We start from the raw sequence: 14,501 nt of genomic DNA on the forward strand, positions 1-14,501 counted from the left end.
GATACGCCTCGATGAACAATTGCGTCTGATTTCTTCCTTCGCAATCGGGCCGACGACGACATCAAAGTCAGTCATCTGTTATGAATCATATTGCGAACCTCGTGCAATGGCTGGCCCTCACCGGCTTCCATGCAAGCGATCCCACGTCGGATCGCGTCAAGATCCTCCAGCCGAGCATATTCTTCGGCTGAAATCAAAACATATCGTATCTGCGTACTCGGATCGACAACCGTCAAACGAGCGTGGGGCGATCCCGCCATGGTGGCTGGTTGGTCAGTCGGCCACGACGGTTTGTGGCCATCTAAGCGTTTGTCTGGCCGACGCAGTTATCCCTAACGTTATCCGATAGAAAACACCGGAAACTTTTTTGACGCATCATCGAAAGCGACCTAATCTTCAGTATCAGCTTAATTTCATCCATGCACCGGATTCGCGTGTAAGGCGTTTTTGTAATGGCTGACTTTTTCGACGCAACGCGTTTATCGCAGCGTTATCCGACGGGAAATCTGCTATTGGTCCCTTTGCTTGAATTGGAGAAACGATTGGCTACTCGAAGCTTTACCTGCAAGACATGCGACGGCGGTACGATGTATGCCACCAAGATGCACCGGCTATCCGGTCCCGCCGTTTTTATCGGCTACTTGATTTTGATACCTTCAGTTCTTGGTGTCTTACTAGGTATGGGCATTGGCGTGCTGGGAGTAATTGGATCTGCTGCTGTACCAAGCGCCAGCAAAGCTGTCGCAACCGAAACGCTGACCGAATCGGGTATTGACGCGAACTTAGCCGAACGAATTGTGAGCCTTCAAATTTCGGTTGATGACCCTGAGATCGAGTCGCTTTCAGACGAACTACAAGTGATCGTTACCAAAGCCCGGAGAGAGGTGATTAGCGGAACCGCTGCCACCGGCGTCGGCTTCGTTGCATTCGGTGGTGGTGCCATATGTTTTTCTGTGTTCTGCTTCATGAATGGCTTGATCGGCTGGTTGCTAACCATGAAGAAGAAAGTGCTGCAGTGTTCGGCTTGCCGTGCTATCGTCGACGCCTCTTGACTAGTCGCAGCGCATAACCGCCCAATCAACCGCCATCGGCAATAGCGTTTAATCTATGGTGAGTGTTAATCTTGCCGCTGCGATTATCGCAAGCATTATCCGCCTGAGTTTTTTCCATCTAACGCACATCCCCTAGGCTTTGTGGTATGAAAAATCATCCAAGACATTCGATGGCTCTTTTTATTGTCGCTCTCACAGCAATCGCGACTTACCAAATCGCGTTAGCTGATCGCACTCCGACATGGCAACACCCTGGTATTAACGATTTCGGCGATTCACCCTGCTTGGTCTCTTTTGACCTTGGTTCTGGAGGCGGTCAAAGTACGGGAGGCGTCCAACGAACAGTTCTTGTGAACGCTTCGTTTAACGATATTAGTGGCAAGCGGTTCCTTGGTGGGATTGTAACTGACAAATACAAGAAATTCACACGATTGGACGTCACGTTCCCAGGTACGCAGGCGTACATTTCGCTGGATCGCATAGCCTGTATAGAACTCCTTGACGTAGCAAAGGCCCAAACGGGCGGGTAAACATCGGATGCTCCGACGTCGCCTACGATAACTTTCCTGATGGCAAATGAAACGGGCCGACTCGATGATCCTGGACGTTGCCCGACTTCTTGAGTTCTGTTCTCGAAATGCAATTAATGATTTTCACTTTAAGAAATCGTGTCCGCGAGCTAAAAGCTGAAACTCGCAACGTGAATACGGAGATTGCAGAAATGAAAGAGGCGATAGCAATTTGATCATGTTTTTTATTCGCATGTGTCTTCACTTGCTTATTGCATCTTTTCTTTTGGCTACCCTTCCTTTCACGATTGTTGTTATATTGTTCGGCTTACTCACCATTGTTAACCTGAGACGAACTATGGAGCCGAAAAGTTAAGCTCCTGATGACGAACGGATTCCCTCAGCTAGCCAGATCATTAATGTACCTCAACGGGGATGTAACGTGTCCGGAATGCGAATCGCGTTTTAACCTGATCGAATCTCTTGAGAATGCCACACAACCCAGAGCCAAAACATGCAACTTTCCGCTGGGTTATTCGCTAACCGAGGTTCTTTCCATAACCCGAACGCCGAAACATCCCGCCAGATCTACGAACCGTCTGGCCCATTCGAAATTCGTTGTCTACATGTGCAATCAGATTCGACGGTGTCCCAACAAAATTGAATGTTTGAATTACCGGCTGGCAATACGTTGACAAGTGTATCTTCCGATTGGAGGGAAAAAACGAGGACTATTGTTTTGGCGGGTCAGGTAGCAGGCCAATGCTTTCCATCGACTGGACGGTCAACGCAGCGTCCTCGCTCGTGTATCCTCGCCTCATCAACAGCGCCTTCGCTGCGGCTCGGCGTTCGCTAAGCGTGTAGCCAGGTTGCCAAGGTTTACGATTGATACCGTCGACCTTTCGCTTGTTTATTTGATTGATTTCTTCCACCCGGTCCAATAGCTCCTGCCGCTGCTGCTTGCCGCTGCGTTGATTCGCTTTCAGCTCGCTTTCAATTGACTTCAGTTCACTCGCCAGCTTCTCAGGCTGGTAATTGGTTGAAGGTTCACGTAGTTCTCGCGTCAATCTAGTCGACCATGTTGACTCGGCACGTTGTCTTTGTGACTCTACTTCTGCAGCAATCTTGTCAGAGTGTTTCTGCGCACGCGATGCCGTTCGCGACAAGTATGGCTGTAGCTTCAAAGCGATGCCCTCCTCGGCTATAAAGACCTGATTCTCGAAGGACAGACGTGGCAAAAAATTCTGCACTCCGTACTTCGCGATCAGATCGCAGCACTGTGTAATCCTATTCAGCGACCTCGACAGTCTTTCGATCTTAGCGACATCGCGATTCTCAAAAGCACGTTCTTGACCGAAGCGTTCTTCGGGAATAAGAGCACGGGCGAGGTCCAATCCTTTCTCAACCACTGCGATCTCGTCGTCCGACGGCGTTCCTTCCACGCCATTAACGCCATTCGCATTGGGGGATGTTGGTGTAGCTGATTCCTCGGGGGCGGATGCAAATCGGTTTTCCCGAACATCCCCTGCGAACGTAGGAGTCGCAATCGGAAACAGATTGAGTGACGCAAGAGCAATCGAGCCCAACGAGAAAAACGAGACGGATTTGAGTCGAAGGAGATGTCTCACTTGAGGCTCCAGCTGAAGTTGCGAACGGATTCTCTTGCCTCTTTTATGCATCCGCATTCCGGACGGCGGCACTTTCGGAGGCCAAGAAAGTTTAGAATAGCGGCGTTCGAGAGGGCGTGCAAAACACCCACGTTCATTAGCCGAGCTATGTATTTGGTATCAGACATCCCAATTGTAGGGGTCACAATGATCGGCTTTGATCGACATGCCTGAGTGAATGCCGCAACTGTCCGACGTGACCCATGTTTTCGCGTTGTGAATGATGGCTTCTCCGAAAGCGATCATCAGCCATTTCCATTCCCCTGAGGACCATGTTCGCCGGGACGATGAACTGCTCCAGGCCGCAGCGTGCGACGAGTTCCAATTCAGCGGTCAGTTGCTCGTATTGCGTTGTGTGAAAGTCGAGATCAGCCGCGCTGAGCGTTCCCTTCTCGGGGCCGGTTTGCTTTTGGCTAATCAGGTCGTCGAGGAATAGTAGCGTGGCGGTCTCGTTGAGCTTGACGAGGTTGGCTTCGACTTCGCCGGTCCGCATTAGATGGATGCCGGTCAGCAGGACGCGGTAAACGTGCAGTAGCGGTTTGACCCGTGGCGGTGATTCTTTTCCGAATAGTTTCCACTGGGTTGCGGCGAAGCCGAGGTAGTGATGGGCGTGATGCTTGGTGATACAGTCGGCTGTGATCGACTTCAATTCGTCGAACTCCTTGGTCGCGAACACGACCAACGGTGAAAATATCTGTTCGAGCACGTAGCCGTTACAACGCAGCATCAGAGCGAAGAATTTCGATGCGTCGTGGGTGACCAAGTCGATTTCTAACCCATCGTAGATGCCTTCCTTTTCGACCGTTTGATCACCTTCATCGAGACCCACGACTGTTTCAATAGGCAGCAAATGCACGCCACGAAGATCGAAGTCAGAATCAGGCGACGGGAAACCGTCGCGCGAGTCGTGAACCAAGCACGGCACCATCTCAACGCCCAGGTCCAATAGAATCCGATAGCGAAGTGTTCCGTCGAGAATCTCATCCCCGTCTTCGAGCGGATAGACAATCAGCGGATCGATCAATCCCACCGCCCGCAGAATCGCCTCGATCCTTTGCCGATACTTCTTAGCGACAGTGCGTTCGTTTCGGGGAACCAGTTTGACAATCGAGATATCCATGCCGTGAACCGGCTTACCGTTCTTTTCGTTGGCACTCATGACGATACCTCCAAGTTGTTGGTCGGATCAAACTGAAAGTCACCAGAAAGCTCCGGACGATTGTCAAGCTGAAAAAGCGACGCAACGAACTCCAGGGCGGTTGTCCTGTGGAATTGACGATCGAGCATGTCGAACCGATGTCGGAAGAAGAGGCTATCGAAACCGAGCGGCGTTGGCACTTGCTTTTGGAGAATTTGCAAAATCGGGATGCGTGGGAGGAGACTGTATTCGCCGACGTGCAATCGCTGCTCACATCTCGGTGGTTTCCGTATGCGAACAACATCAAGTCGTTCGTCGAACAACTCAAGTCAGCGACGCTATGTGATGAACTCTATTCAGGCACCGAACGCCAATCGATGCTGTTCTAAAGGCGGTTGTCAATCCTAGATAGCGAACATCTGGATCAAACTTGGAAATGGTTTAGCGTGTATAATCGATCGTTTCAATATCAACCCAAACGCCAAAGTGATCAGACAAACTCGATGTCCGCTCGCTCTCACCAGGCCAAACGTTTGACGATCTGCGAAAACGTGATGTCCATGATTCGGAGAGACAATTATGATCGATCGCCGAACATCGACCTTCGGTCAATTCACTCACCCGATCGAATTCGCCCGATGCCAAGCAATTCAAGCCGGAAGTCTTGATCGCATCGCGAAGTGCGGTCCGTCCGACTCTTGAACCGCAGTAGTGCGAGTTGGCCAAATCTTGATTAAGGTCGCCTGCGATACAAAAGCCGCTATCAGGATTCTCCGCTTGAATCCTAGTCCAATCGGTCGCCTGTTTCGCAAACACGCTGACAAAGGCGTCAGCACCACGGAGTGGATCAAACCACGTGTCAGCGAGCCAAGGCAAGACGGTTCCATAGACGATCAATGAACCATCCGGCGTTGCGATTTCCACGCAGACCGAACGAATAGGATCTACAACCGCCAACTCACGGACAATTGGAAAACGACACCAAATCGCCGTCCAAACCTCGCCCTCCGATTGCGCACGATCGCTACCTGTTGTCGATCGCATCTCGAAGTCAGACCCTGGAGAAACATCACTATGCGACTCGGTTAAGATCCAAATATCAGAACAGTCACGCTTGATATGTTCCATAAGCAGCTTCGCTTTGGCCGAATCTCCGCTCGTCGGTCGTGCCAGATTCCATGTCGCGATTCTCATTGATCGACTTCCAATTATTGCTGAATATTTAAAACTAAAGCAGCTCTACCTCAAGCAACTGAAAATACGTCGTAGAACGGACGTAGATACCTTCGTTCGTCAGACCAATCGGTGATGGCAAAGACCACGCGATGGAATGCTCAGGCAAATTCACCTTTCAGAGCACTTCGAAAATCCTTTGCCTTTTGCAGCGGGTCATTCGCGAACATGCTACATCCCCACGCACCCAGCCCGAGAGACTCGTCATCGTAGGCCCAGGCAATCGAAAGCACGCGTAAAATCCGCTGGCGAAGCATTGGCTCTGCATCGAGTCGACCGATCGCCGGTGCGTACGGCGCGGCACACGTCAAAAAGCTGAGCGGCCACGGTGTATCGCATTCCATTCCCGCATCGTCACGAAAAACGGGTACGTTCGGCGACAGAATCGTCCAGTCGCTCGAAGCGGCCGGATCATTGTCGCGGTGAAAGTCGTACATCGGATCATCGAAAAGCGTGGCGTACAACTTACTGGACCGCCAGAGCGTTTCCTCTTGAGCAGTCGCGTCCCGCAAGAAACCATTGCCAGGTTCAACGCCATTTGCGATATTGAGAGCCAAGGGACGATGCCCTTCTGCTACCAGGGCAGGGGCTGCGGCCAGTGTGGTTTGTCACCAAAGTCTCAGCGTGCCTGTCGTCTTGAGATCGCAGTGTCGCATCCGGCAGACTGGCATCGAGTGCAATGGAAACCTTCGCCGCTTCAGCCGCCTTGATTTCCGCTGACCAATCGACCACCCCATCGTCGGTCAGATACTCGCCATGGTCCATTGCCTCGAGGGCAGACCGCCCAAGTGACTCCGCGATCTCCTGACGTATTCCAAGAACACGTTGATGCCCCCGAGCCAACTCCGCTGAATCGATACAATCTGTGAAACGTAGGGCAGTCATGTCAGAATCTCTCCGCCAGAAGTATTTTCCTTCGCACTATCGTCACCCATCGCGTTTCCTCACCATTGTTTCAATCGCCCGAATCCCATTCTCCATCTTTGTCCGCGCCGACACATTGGCCGAATGCACCATCATCGCTGGCGGGACAAAACCGTGCAACGCAACTTGCTCTTCGATCCATATCACAACATCGTAACCGGTGCCGCGTTCATCGTCGCCAAGGTCGTGATCCAAACTGATCTCCGTGACATCACCAGCCTTTAACAAGTCTATCGCCTCATCCGGCCAATAGGCCCGGTGCCATCCATCGGGTGTCGTTCGTTCGTCATCGAGATAGATTTTCATCTAATTCTCGTTTCAATCATTTGGCCCTTGGCACTCGGCGGCCTTCACCATCTCGCCAATCGGCATCAGAGATTCGGCAAGAGTATTCTCCGTTATAGTCGAGCAACCGAGGCAAAATTAACTCCAGAAAGCGAAAGCAGAGAGTTCGACCCTCGACTGGACCTGCAATCCCGCGGCGCTAAGCTTGCATCGGTTCTTGGGACGAGGGTGTGCACATACGAGTTGCTAAGCCTTGAAAGCGTGGTCGCGGCATCTTCGTGGTAAGCGTACCGGAACAAATCAATCTCTAGTCGTGCCTCCTTTGACGGGCATCAGGTTGCCGCGTAGAGGCTGTTGGTCGAGTTCATCCGCGTCATCTCGGTAGCTGCGGACAGCCATCTTCCAAAATTCGTATCCGTACCTTTCCCGTACTACGGTCATCCTCATCACATCAGTGGTGCCATCGGCAATCCGCAGCCCCATTAAGTCGCGAACTCGATCACCGAGATCGACTTCGCGGCTGTATCCCATCGCCCCATGTGATCGCATCGCGGCGTCGCATGCGGCGAGCGCAATTTCGACTCCTTCGGCCTTCAGTCCGTCAACCAAAGGCGAGGCAGCTTTGTAGTCCCCCTGGTCAATTAAGTCAGCTGCCTCGCGTGCTAGCGCCATCGCCATACGCAGCTTCGTAAGGTATTCGCCAATCGGTTGCTGAAGGTGGGTGAAACGACCGATGGGGCCGCCGAATGCATCTCGAGTTGCAATGCGTTCGGCCATCTGGTCCAACGCTGCCTCGCCGCATCCGATCGCTGCAGCCGCCTGCATCAATCGCCAGTATTGAAAGTGTTCAGTGAAAATCTTGCCACCGTCGCCATCTTCGCCGAGGATATGATCTTTGCTCACAAACATATCGTCGAACTCTAACCCGCCGAAGGAATTGCCAGTCAGCCCGTGGGCGTACCGGTCGACAATCCGCAATCCAGGATGGTCGATCGGGAGCAGAAACGCCGACCTAGATCCGGTTTCGCCATGGGCCGCGAGGGTATAGAGAACAACATGAGTAGCCTCTCGAAGGCGGGCGTTCCAAAGTTTGCGACCTGTCAGTTTGAAACCATCGCCGTAACGAACCGCCTTCGATTGCATCTGCTTCATGTCCGTTCCGGCCTCGGGTTCAGTGATCGCGACTGCAACGTAGGCACTGCCAGCGACGAGGTCGTTAAGAACTTTCCGGACAAGAGCTGAGTCCGACTTCACGAGCGGTCGACCATGCGCACCACCGATAACGTCACGCAGGTTCAAATTGTGCCGTCCAGCATGCCGGAATATCTCAAGCGTCTTGCTTGCCGACCAGCCACCACCGCCGACCTCTCTAGGCAGGTCCAGACCCGGCAAACCAAAAGTCGCGCCCTCACGCCGCCAGGCATTCGGTGATGAAAACTCGCCGGTTGATTGCAGGCGCTCCGCAAGCTTTTCCATCTCCGACTTAACAGATTCGATGGACGCCCCGACGTTGCCGTGACTATCGCCATTGGGTGAAATCAGTCGAATGGTAAATACTGTGTTCAATTCATAGGTCTGATTTGACTTGTCGACACCGGCCGGGCTGTGGAAGAAAACTTGTGCTTTGGAGGAGAATGATTCGCCGCGATATTCGATAATGAACGTGCGATTACCGAGCGGACTGCCCGGATTAAGGAAAGACAACTTACCATCGCTGATTTCCTTCAACAGCACAAAGTGACGTCCACGAACCGTTCCATCCGCTTGTGTCACAGTGTATGCGAGAATCTTTAATTCGCCCCTCTTCGTCGATAGATCAGGGCCGTCGGCTGGAGACCACCTTTGCCCCGTGGTCACATGAGGGCTATTCGGAGCTGATACTGTCGATATCGCGAACGGTTTTTCGTCAAGATCGCTGCAAACGTACGCCAACAATTCAACGAAACGCTCGTTGTCAATTCGCCCCTCTTTCAGTTCCGGTTTGGACTGAAACATCCGGAGTGCCGATCGGTGTGGGTACGGATCGACTGGCAGGTCAGCCATGATGCGTATTCCTTGAGCGGCGATCAACGCCGCAGAGAGCGGACACGCGCCACCACCATTACGGTCAATCAGTTGATCAAGCTCGCCTTGTGCAACGATCACGGGGGAGTTTTCACTGTGCAGGTGCTGAACTTGGATGAGGGCGTCGTTTGGCTCTAAAAGCAGTTTTGTTTCGTGCGCCGTCTTCGGCATATCCTGCCCGAGAGAGATCCCAGAAATCGCAAAACAAGCTATCGCGAAAATGAGCAAAATAGTCATTGGCAGTTGAGTGCGATTCTGCCTATCGATTGAGCAGCGAATGCGATTAAACATGCTACCCACGAGTGGTTCGAGATCAGAAATAACTCTTGGTTTGCTTCGCGTATTCATGATTGCTAAACGGATCCTGTTTACCTAGTTGGCGTTTCTGACGTTTTGTAGCATTGTGCTAGGGTCTTAAACCTGAGTTGTGTACCGCTACTTTTTCTTTCCCTTCGCGGGTTTCGTCTTTGGTGATTTTGGCGGACGTTTGCCCGCTTTTCGCTTCCCCTCACCTTTTTTCATGACAGGTACCCGCAGCTGAATCCATGTCTCGAATTAAAAGCGACCGAAGCAACCATGCAGGTGGTTGTTTTGTAAATATTACGTACAGACACCCCATCCGTCAAACAGGCAAGCAACACGCCGGCAGACATGCCGGCACCTGACGGCGGTAGTTGACATCCGGTGATTTGTCGTGATAATGGACGAAAATCAGCAGTGCAGGAGCTTGCCACGGGTGGACGCGTTTAATTCAGTTTCAGAACAGGCGGAAGAATTCGGCTTGATTGCTGGCCCCAGTGGGCCGCACTCCAGCCGAACGATGATGCTTGCTGAACTACAAACGCTCCTAGATACGGTTCCGGCGGAATCTGATTTCGGGCAATTCCAGCAGGCCGTTGTTGATGAAAACGTGCTGGGTAAGTCGACGGACTCCAATCGCAAAGGAACCCTGCGTCGACTCCGTGAGCTTTATTCGCTTGATAAGTTGGCGCCCTTGTTCCGTGTCTTTCGATCGTTGTGGGAGTTGGATGAATCAGGGCAACCACTACTGGCGATTTTGATTGCTTACGCCCGCGACCCGTTGCTTCGATCAACCGCGACGGCGGTTCTGGAAACACCAGATGGCATGGAACTGATGCGACAATCGGTTTGTAGCTCGATCGATGACTTCACGAACGGGCGCATGGGTGAGTCAACAATCGACAAGGTTGCGCGCAACACAAGTTCATCCTGGAGTCAGTCTGGACACTTAGTTGGACGGGTTCGGAAGGTGCGAACACAAGTCGATGCAACACCAGTCACGGTCACGTTTGCTTTGCTGCTCGGGTACGTCATGGGGCTGCGAGGCAAGAAGTTGTTGTCGAGTGAGTTCATGCGACTGCTAGATGCACCAGAGGATATCGCGTTAGCTCGGGCGATTGACGCTCGCAGGCTTGGGCTGATTTCCCTGCGTGAAGCACAAGATATTTTTGACGTTGGCTTTGGTGCTCTGTTAACCGAACGTGAACTGAGGATTGCAAATGGGACGAATTGAAGACCTGGCCGACAGTTACGAGCGAAACATCAAAGCGCCTTGGCAGAAGAATCTCGCCGGCGCCCAGAAAGCAATCTTCGTCGTCTATGCGAAAGAGGATGAACGAAAGCTCAATGCACGAATCGGTGACTTTGAAGTTCGCACGAAGGGTGCTGGCCATGGCTGGCGACAGCTTGATCTTGCGCCACTGTTTCCTGCGTGGATGTCAGCGGAAGAATATCGCGAGTCCTATTTTGAATGTCCTGAAGATTTGCAGCTCAAGCTGGACACTGAGTTTTTCGACTATGTCGTCGCGGCTGTGCGGGCCGAGTTGACTGCCGACGATGTTGACGAAAACACTGTCGTCGCAATCTATGGCACGTCTTCGCTGTATGGATTCTTGCGAGTTTCCGAGGTGCTCGACAAATCGGTCGGCGACATCCGCGGACGCATGGTGCTGTTCTTTCCTGGGACATTTCAGCAGGACAACTACAGCCTACTGGGCGCTCGTGATGGCTGGAACTATCTCGCCACGCCCATCACGCTTCACCAAAGCGAATAGCCGGCTATTCCACGCATAACAAATCAAGCAAGAAGTCTATCGAGAGTCGATCCATGATTAAGAACAGCGAGCTATTCGTCCGTGATCCAGCCCATTCAGAGCTGATGAATAATGGTCAAGCACGGATCACATCGGAAGGAACCGACCAGGAACGCGACACGCTTCGCGAAGAGCTTTCCAATTTCGTATGCGAAGGCCAGTATGAAGATGGAATGGTCCGCATCTTGGAGTCGTATCTTCAGCACCTTAGTGGCACCAGTCAGCCGGCCGCCTGGGTCAGCGGTTTCTTTGGCAGTGGTAAATCTCACCTTTTGAAGATGCTGTGTCACCTTTGGGTCGATACTGAATTCCCCGACGGCTCCCGCGCCCGTTCGCTGGTAAAAGATTTACCCGAAGATGTGGTCGCAGCGTTGAAGGAACTAGACACCGAAGGGCGCAAGGCTGGTGGTCTCCACGCCGTATCAGGAACGCTGCCCTCGGGTGACACCAGCAGTGTTCGCTTGACCGTCTTGGGCATGATTCTGCGATCAAAGGGGCTGCCCGAACAGTACGCTCCTGCGAAGTTCTGTCTGTACCTCAAGAACAATGGCTTTTACGACCAAGTCAAAGCAGCCGTTGAAGTCAAAGGGAAAGACTTCTTTCGCGAGCTGAACGACCTGACCGTCAGTCCCGTTCTGCACGATGCCTTGGTCGAGGTCGATGCCGGATATGGCGACCGCAAGTCGGCGAGGGAAACGATCCGAGGACAGTTTAAGAAACCAGCGGACATTTCATCTTCAGAATTGTTGCAACTAACCCGCGAAGTGCTCTCGGTCGATGGCAAGTTGCCATGCACGATCATCGTGCTGGACGAAGTGCAAATCCACATCGGTGACTCGAAGGATCGGACACGAGATGTGGTCGACGTTGCCGAAGCGCTCAGCAAGCAGCTGGAATCTCGGATCATCGTCGTTGGTGCGGGCCAGAACGCTCTCGCGTCCCAGGCACCGCACTTCAAGTGGCTACAAGACCGCTTCACGATTCCGATCGAACTCTCCGACACCGATGTCGAAACGGTGACGCGACGCGTTTTGTTGCAGAAGAAACCTGAACACGTTGACGCTGTCCGCAAGTGCCTCGACATACACTCGGGTGAAATCGAACGTCAGCTCTCAGGGACGCGCATCGGAAGCAAGGGGAGCGACCGTGAAATCATGGTCGAAGACTATCCACTGTTGCCTGTACGCCGTCGCTTTTGGGAGCACGTGTTCCGCGCCGTCGATCCAACCGGCACCAGCGGAATGCTTCGGTCCCAGTTGCGAATCATTCACGATGCACTGCACGACTACGCATCCAGCGGACTAGGCACGGTGGTGCCGGCCGACCTGATGTTTGACCAGCTTCAGCCGAGTCTGGTTCACCAAGGTGTGCTACTGCGTGAACTCGACGAAACGATTCGATCGCTCGATGACGGCACCGAAAAGGGAAAGCTGAAACGCCGGCTTTGCGGACTAACCTTCTTGATTCGCAAAATCCCACGTGAAGCAGGTTTTGACATCGGCGTTCGCGCGTCGGAGGAAATGTTGGCCGATCTGATGGTCAGCGATCTGCAAGACGACGGGGCGCGGCTTCGCAAAGAGATTCCGGATTTGCTTGAGGAGTTGGTCAACGACGGAATTTTGCTGAAGGACCACAGCGAATACAACCTTCAAACCAAGGAGTACTCTGACTGGGACGCTGAGTTCCGCAAGCGAGAGCAGCAGCTCAACGCAAACTCTGGCGAGCTGACCACCAAACGTGACGCGCTGATCCGTGCAGCCAGCCATGACGCCATCAAGGGCATTTCGCTGATCCAAGGTGAGCGAAAAGAGAAACGCAAATTGGCGATCCACTTCGGAGACGATGCCCCAGTCGTGGACGGTGATGCGGTGCCCGTATGGATTCGCGATGAGTACTCGGCCAGCGAAAAGAACGTGGTCGATTCAGCTCGTGCTGCCGGAACCGACAGTCCAATTGTCTTCGTCTTCCTACCGCGTGGAAACTCGAAGGACTTGGAGAAGCAGATCGTCCGGCATGAGGCTTCCACTGGAACCATCAAGATCAAAGGTGTGCCAAGCACGCCAGAAGGAGACGAAGCGCGGAGCGCGATGGAAAGTCGGCAAACTGATGCCCAGCGAACTCGCGATGAAATCCTCGGCGAGATTGTCGACGCCGCCAAAGTATTCAAGGGCGGCGGTGCCGAGGTGATGTCGCTGACGATCGAGGAAAAGGTCAAAGATGCCGCTAAGGATGCTCTCGACCGGATGTTCCCCAAGTTTGGTGACGGCGACCACAAGAATTGGCCCGTCGTCATTAGTCGCGCCAAGAACAACGACGACGCACCGCTGGGGGCCGTCAGTTGGACGGGCGAAACCAAGGCCCACCCGGTGTGCAAGGCGCTTCTGCGTGAGATAGGAGCTGGTTGCGAAGGTCGTCAGTTGCAGAGAATTTTTGGGAATGCACCCTACGGTTGGTCCCAAGACGCGATTGACGGCGCAATCATGGCGCTGCACAACTCAGGCGATATCACGGTTCGCGCTGGCGGTGACAGTGTCCCGCCAGGCAAGTTGGACCAAACCAAGATTAAGAAAGCGGAACTTCGACAGGAAACGATCACGCTTTCGGCCAGCGACAAGATTGCGCTTCGCGGGTTGTTCCCGACCGCCGGGGTTCCGACTCGCCCCAGCGATGACTTGGAGGACAAGTCAAGCGAGTTCCTCAAGGCGATGTTTGACTTGGCCAGCCGCGCCGGCGGCGATGCCCCACTACCTGTTCGTCCCAATACGGATCATCTGACTGACCTGCGAAATCACGCAGGCAACGAACGCCTCGCAAAAATGCTGGCGGTCCGCGATGAACTGAGCAAACAAGCCGAGGATTGGACATCGCTTGCTGAGCTGTCCGAGAAGAGAATGCCCCAGTGGGAACGGCTTGGCCGGCTGATGAAGCACGGCGAGGGGATGGATGAGTTCGCTGACATTCAATCTGCGGCCGATGGAATACGCGACAGTCGTTTGCTGCTAGAGAAGACCGACCACGTAACACCGTTGGTGAAGAAGGCTGCAGCAGCGTTGCGATCGGCAGTCACCTCTTCTCACGACCAATACGAAAGCACTTACAACTCCGAGTTCGACACTTTGAAGGCCAGCGAGTCCTGGCAGAAGACGGATGCAGCAAAACAGTCTGAGTTAATGCAGGCGGAAGGATTGGACGGCGTTCCGGCGATCTCAGTTGGCAGTGACGACGAACTGCTGCGAACGCTAGATGCGACCCCGCTTTCATCATGGAAAGACAAGACCGATGCATTGACTAGTCGATTTGCCAGTGCCGACGCAAGAGCAGCCAAGTTGCATGAACCCAAGCTTCAGCGCATGCACTTGTCGAGTGGAACGTTGAAGACGCCTGAGGATGTGAAGTCGTGGTTGGCAGAGCAGGAAGCAGCCATCAATCAAAAACTGAAAGACGGCCCCGTCGTCATTAGTTGAACAAGCTGTGCCAACGTGCGCGGGCACTGTTGCGAATCCTGACACTGACTG

12 protein-coding genes are annotated in these 14,501 nt (G+C 53.2%); 5 read left to right on the forward strand and 7 right to left on the reverse strand.

The window, feature by feature from the left end; translation table 11 throughout:
* Nucleotides 1–452 precede the first annotated feature (452 nt).
* Nucleotides 453–1,052: a hypothetical protein gene (locus Q31b_RS15680; RefSeq protein WP_146600629.1), complete on the forward strand. Its 600-nt coding sequence runs from the start codon at nucleotides 453–455 to the stop codon at nucleotides 1,050–1,052.
* 1,240 nt (nucleotides 1,053–2,292) lie between these two features.
* Here the strand turns inward: Q31b_RS15680 and Q31b_RS15685 are convergent.
* Nucleotides 2,293–3,189: a hypothetical protein gene (locus Q31b_RS15685; RefSeq protein WP_146600630.1), complete on the reverse strand. Its 897-nt coding sequence runs from the start codon at nucleotides 3,187–3,189 to the stop codon at nucleotides 2,293–2,295.
* A 181-nt stretch (nucleotides 3,190–3,370) separates the two neighbouring features.
* A complete protein-coding gene (locus Q31b_RS15690; protein ID WP_146600974.1) occupies nucleotides 3,371–4,156 on the reverse strand; it encodes a DNA polymerase beta superfamily protein in 786 nt (261 codons plus the stop codon).
* 338 nt (nucleotides 4,157–4,494) lie between these two features.
* Between Q31b_RS15690 and Q31b_RS15695 the strand changes: the two genes are divergently transcribed.
* A complete protein-coding gene (locus Q31b_RS15695) occupies nucleotides 4,495–4,755 on the forward strand; it encodes a hypothetical protein (protein WP_146600631.1) in 261 nt (86 codons plus the stop codon).
* A 52-nt stretch (nucleotides 4,756–4,807) separates the two neighbouring features.
* On the opposite strand, the gene Q31b_RS15700 is transcribed toward Q31b_RS15695, so the two are convergent.
* The 5 genes from Q31b_RS15700 to Q31b_RS15715 all read right to left on the reverse strand — a co-directional run bounded on the left by Q31b_RS15700 (nucleotide 4,808) and on the right by Q31b_RS15715 (nucleotide 9,109).
* Nucleotides 4,808–5,560 (reverse strand): endonuclease/exonuclease/phosphatase family protein, encoded by a 753-nt coding sequence (locus Q31b_RS15700; RefSeq protein WP_146600632.1) that lies wholly within the window; start codon nucleotides 5,558–5,560, stop codon nucleotides 4,808–4,810.
* A 140-nt stretch (nucleotides 5,561–5,700) separates the two neighbouring features.
* Nucleotides 5,701–6,156, reverse strand: a complete 456-nt coding sequence (locus tag Q31b_RS28305) for a TIGR02452 family protein (RefSeq protein WP_197171621.1) — start codon at nucleotides 6,154–6,156, stop codon at nucleotides 5,701–5,703.
* A complete protein-coding gene (locus Q31b_RS28310) occupies nucleotides 6,128–6,484 on the reverse strand; it encodes a hypothetical protein (RefSeq protein ID WP_197171623.1) in 357 nt (118 codons plus the stop codon). Before Q31b_RS28310 ends, Q31b_RS28305 begins: the two co-directional genes overlap by 29 nt.
* Nucleotides 6,485–6,526: 42 nt before the next feature.
* On the reverse strand, nucleotides 6,527–6,829 hold the full coding sequence (locus Q31b_RS15710; protein WP_146600633.1) for a cyclic-phosphate processing receiver domain-containing protein: 303 nt from the start codon (nucleotides 6,827–6,829) through the stop codon (nucleotides 6,527–6,529).
* Nucleotides 6,830–7,108: 279 nt separating this feature from the next.
* Nucleotides 7,109–9,109, reverse strand: a complete 2,001-nt coding sequence (locus Q31b_RS15715) for an acyl-CoA dehydrogenase family protein (protein WP_197171625.1) — start codon at nucleotides 9,107–9,109, stop codon at nucleotides 7,109–7,111.
* Nucleotides 9,110–9,608: 499 nt separating this feature from the next.
* On the opposite strand from Q31b_RS15715, the gene Q31b_RS15720 reads away from it, so the two are divergent.
* The 3 genes from Q31b_RS15720 to brxC are packed head-to-tail and all read left to right on the forward strand — an operon-like array spanning nucleotide 9,609 to nucleotide 14,450.
* Nucleotides 9,609–10,406 (forward strand): hypothetical protein, encoded by a 798-nt coding sequence (locus Q31b_RS15720; RefSeq protein ID WP_146600635.1) that lies wholly within the window; start codon nucleotides 9,609–9,611, stop codon nucleotides 10,404–10,406.
* The gene (locus Q31b_RS15725) at nucleotides 10,393–10,947 is read left to right on the forward strand and encodes a BREX protein BrxB domain-containing protein (protein ID WP_146600636.1); all 555 of its coding nucleotides are present in this window, start codon (nucleotides 10,393–10,395) and stop codon (nucleotides 10,945–10,947) included. The genes Q31b_RS15720 and Q31b_RS15725 overlap by 14 nt, the downstream gene beginning before the upstream one ends.
* A 53-nt stretch (nucleotides 10,948–11,000) precedes the next feature.
* Entirely contained in the window at nucleotides 11,001–14,450 is a 3,450-nt protein-coding gene (gene brxC / locus Q31b_RS15730; RefSeq protein ID WP_197171628.1) for a BREX system P-loop protein BrxC, read from the forward strand.
* The last annotated feature ends 51 nt before the right edge of the window (nucleotides 14,451–14,501 follow it).

Source organism: Novipirellula aureliae, assembly GCF_007860185.1.
Lineage (GTDB): Bacteria > Planctomycetota > Planctomycetia > Pirellulales > Pirellulaceae > Novipirellula_A > Novipirellula_A aureliae.

Coding starts and splice junctions, on each gene's coding strand:
- Q31b_RS15715 (WP_197171625.1), bottom strand. CDS start 9,109: ATGACTATTTTGCTCATTTTCGCGATAGCTTGTTTTGCGATTTCTGGG.
- Q31b_RS15725 (WP_146600636.1), top strand. CDS start 10,393: ATGGGACGAATTGAAGACCTGGCCGACAGTTACGAGCGAAACATCAAA.
- Q31b_RS28310 (WP_197171623.1), bottom strand. CDS start 6,484: ATGACTGCCCTACGTTTCACAGATTGTATCGATTCAGCGGAGTTGGCT.
- brxC (WP_197171628.1), top strand. CDS start 11,001: ATGATTAAGAACAGCGAGCTATTCGTCCGTGATCCAGCCCATTCAGAG.
- Q31b_RS15700 (WP_146600632.1), bottom strand. CDS start 5,560: ATGAGAATCGCGACATGGAATCTGGCACGACCGACGAGCGGAGATTCG.
- Q31b_RS15710 (WP_146600633.1), bottom strand. CDS start 6,829: ATGAAAATCTATCTCGATGACGAACGAACGACACCCGATGGATGGCAC.
- Q31b_RS15690 (WP_146600974.1), bottom strand. CDS start 4,156: ATGGTGCCGTGCTTGGTTCACGACTCGCGCGACGGTTTCCCGTCGCCT.
- Q31b_RS15680 (WP_146600629.1), top strand. CDS start 453: ATGGCTGACTTTTTCGACGCAACGCGTTTATCGCAGCGTTATCCGACG.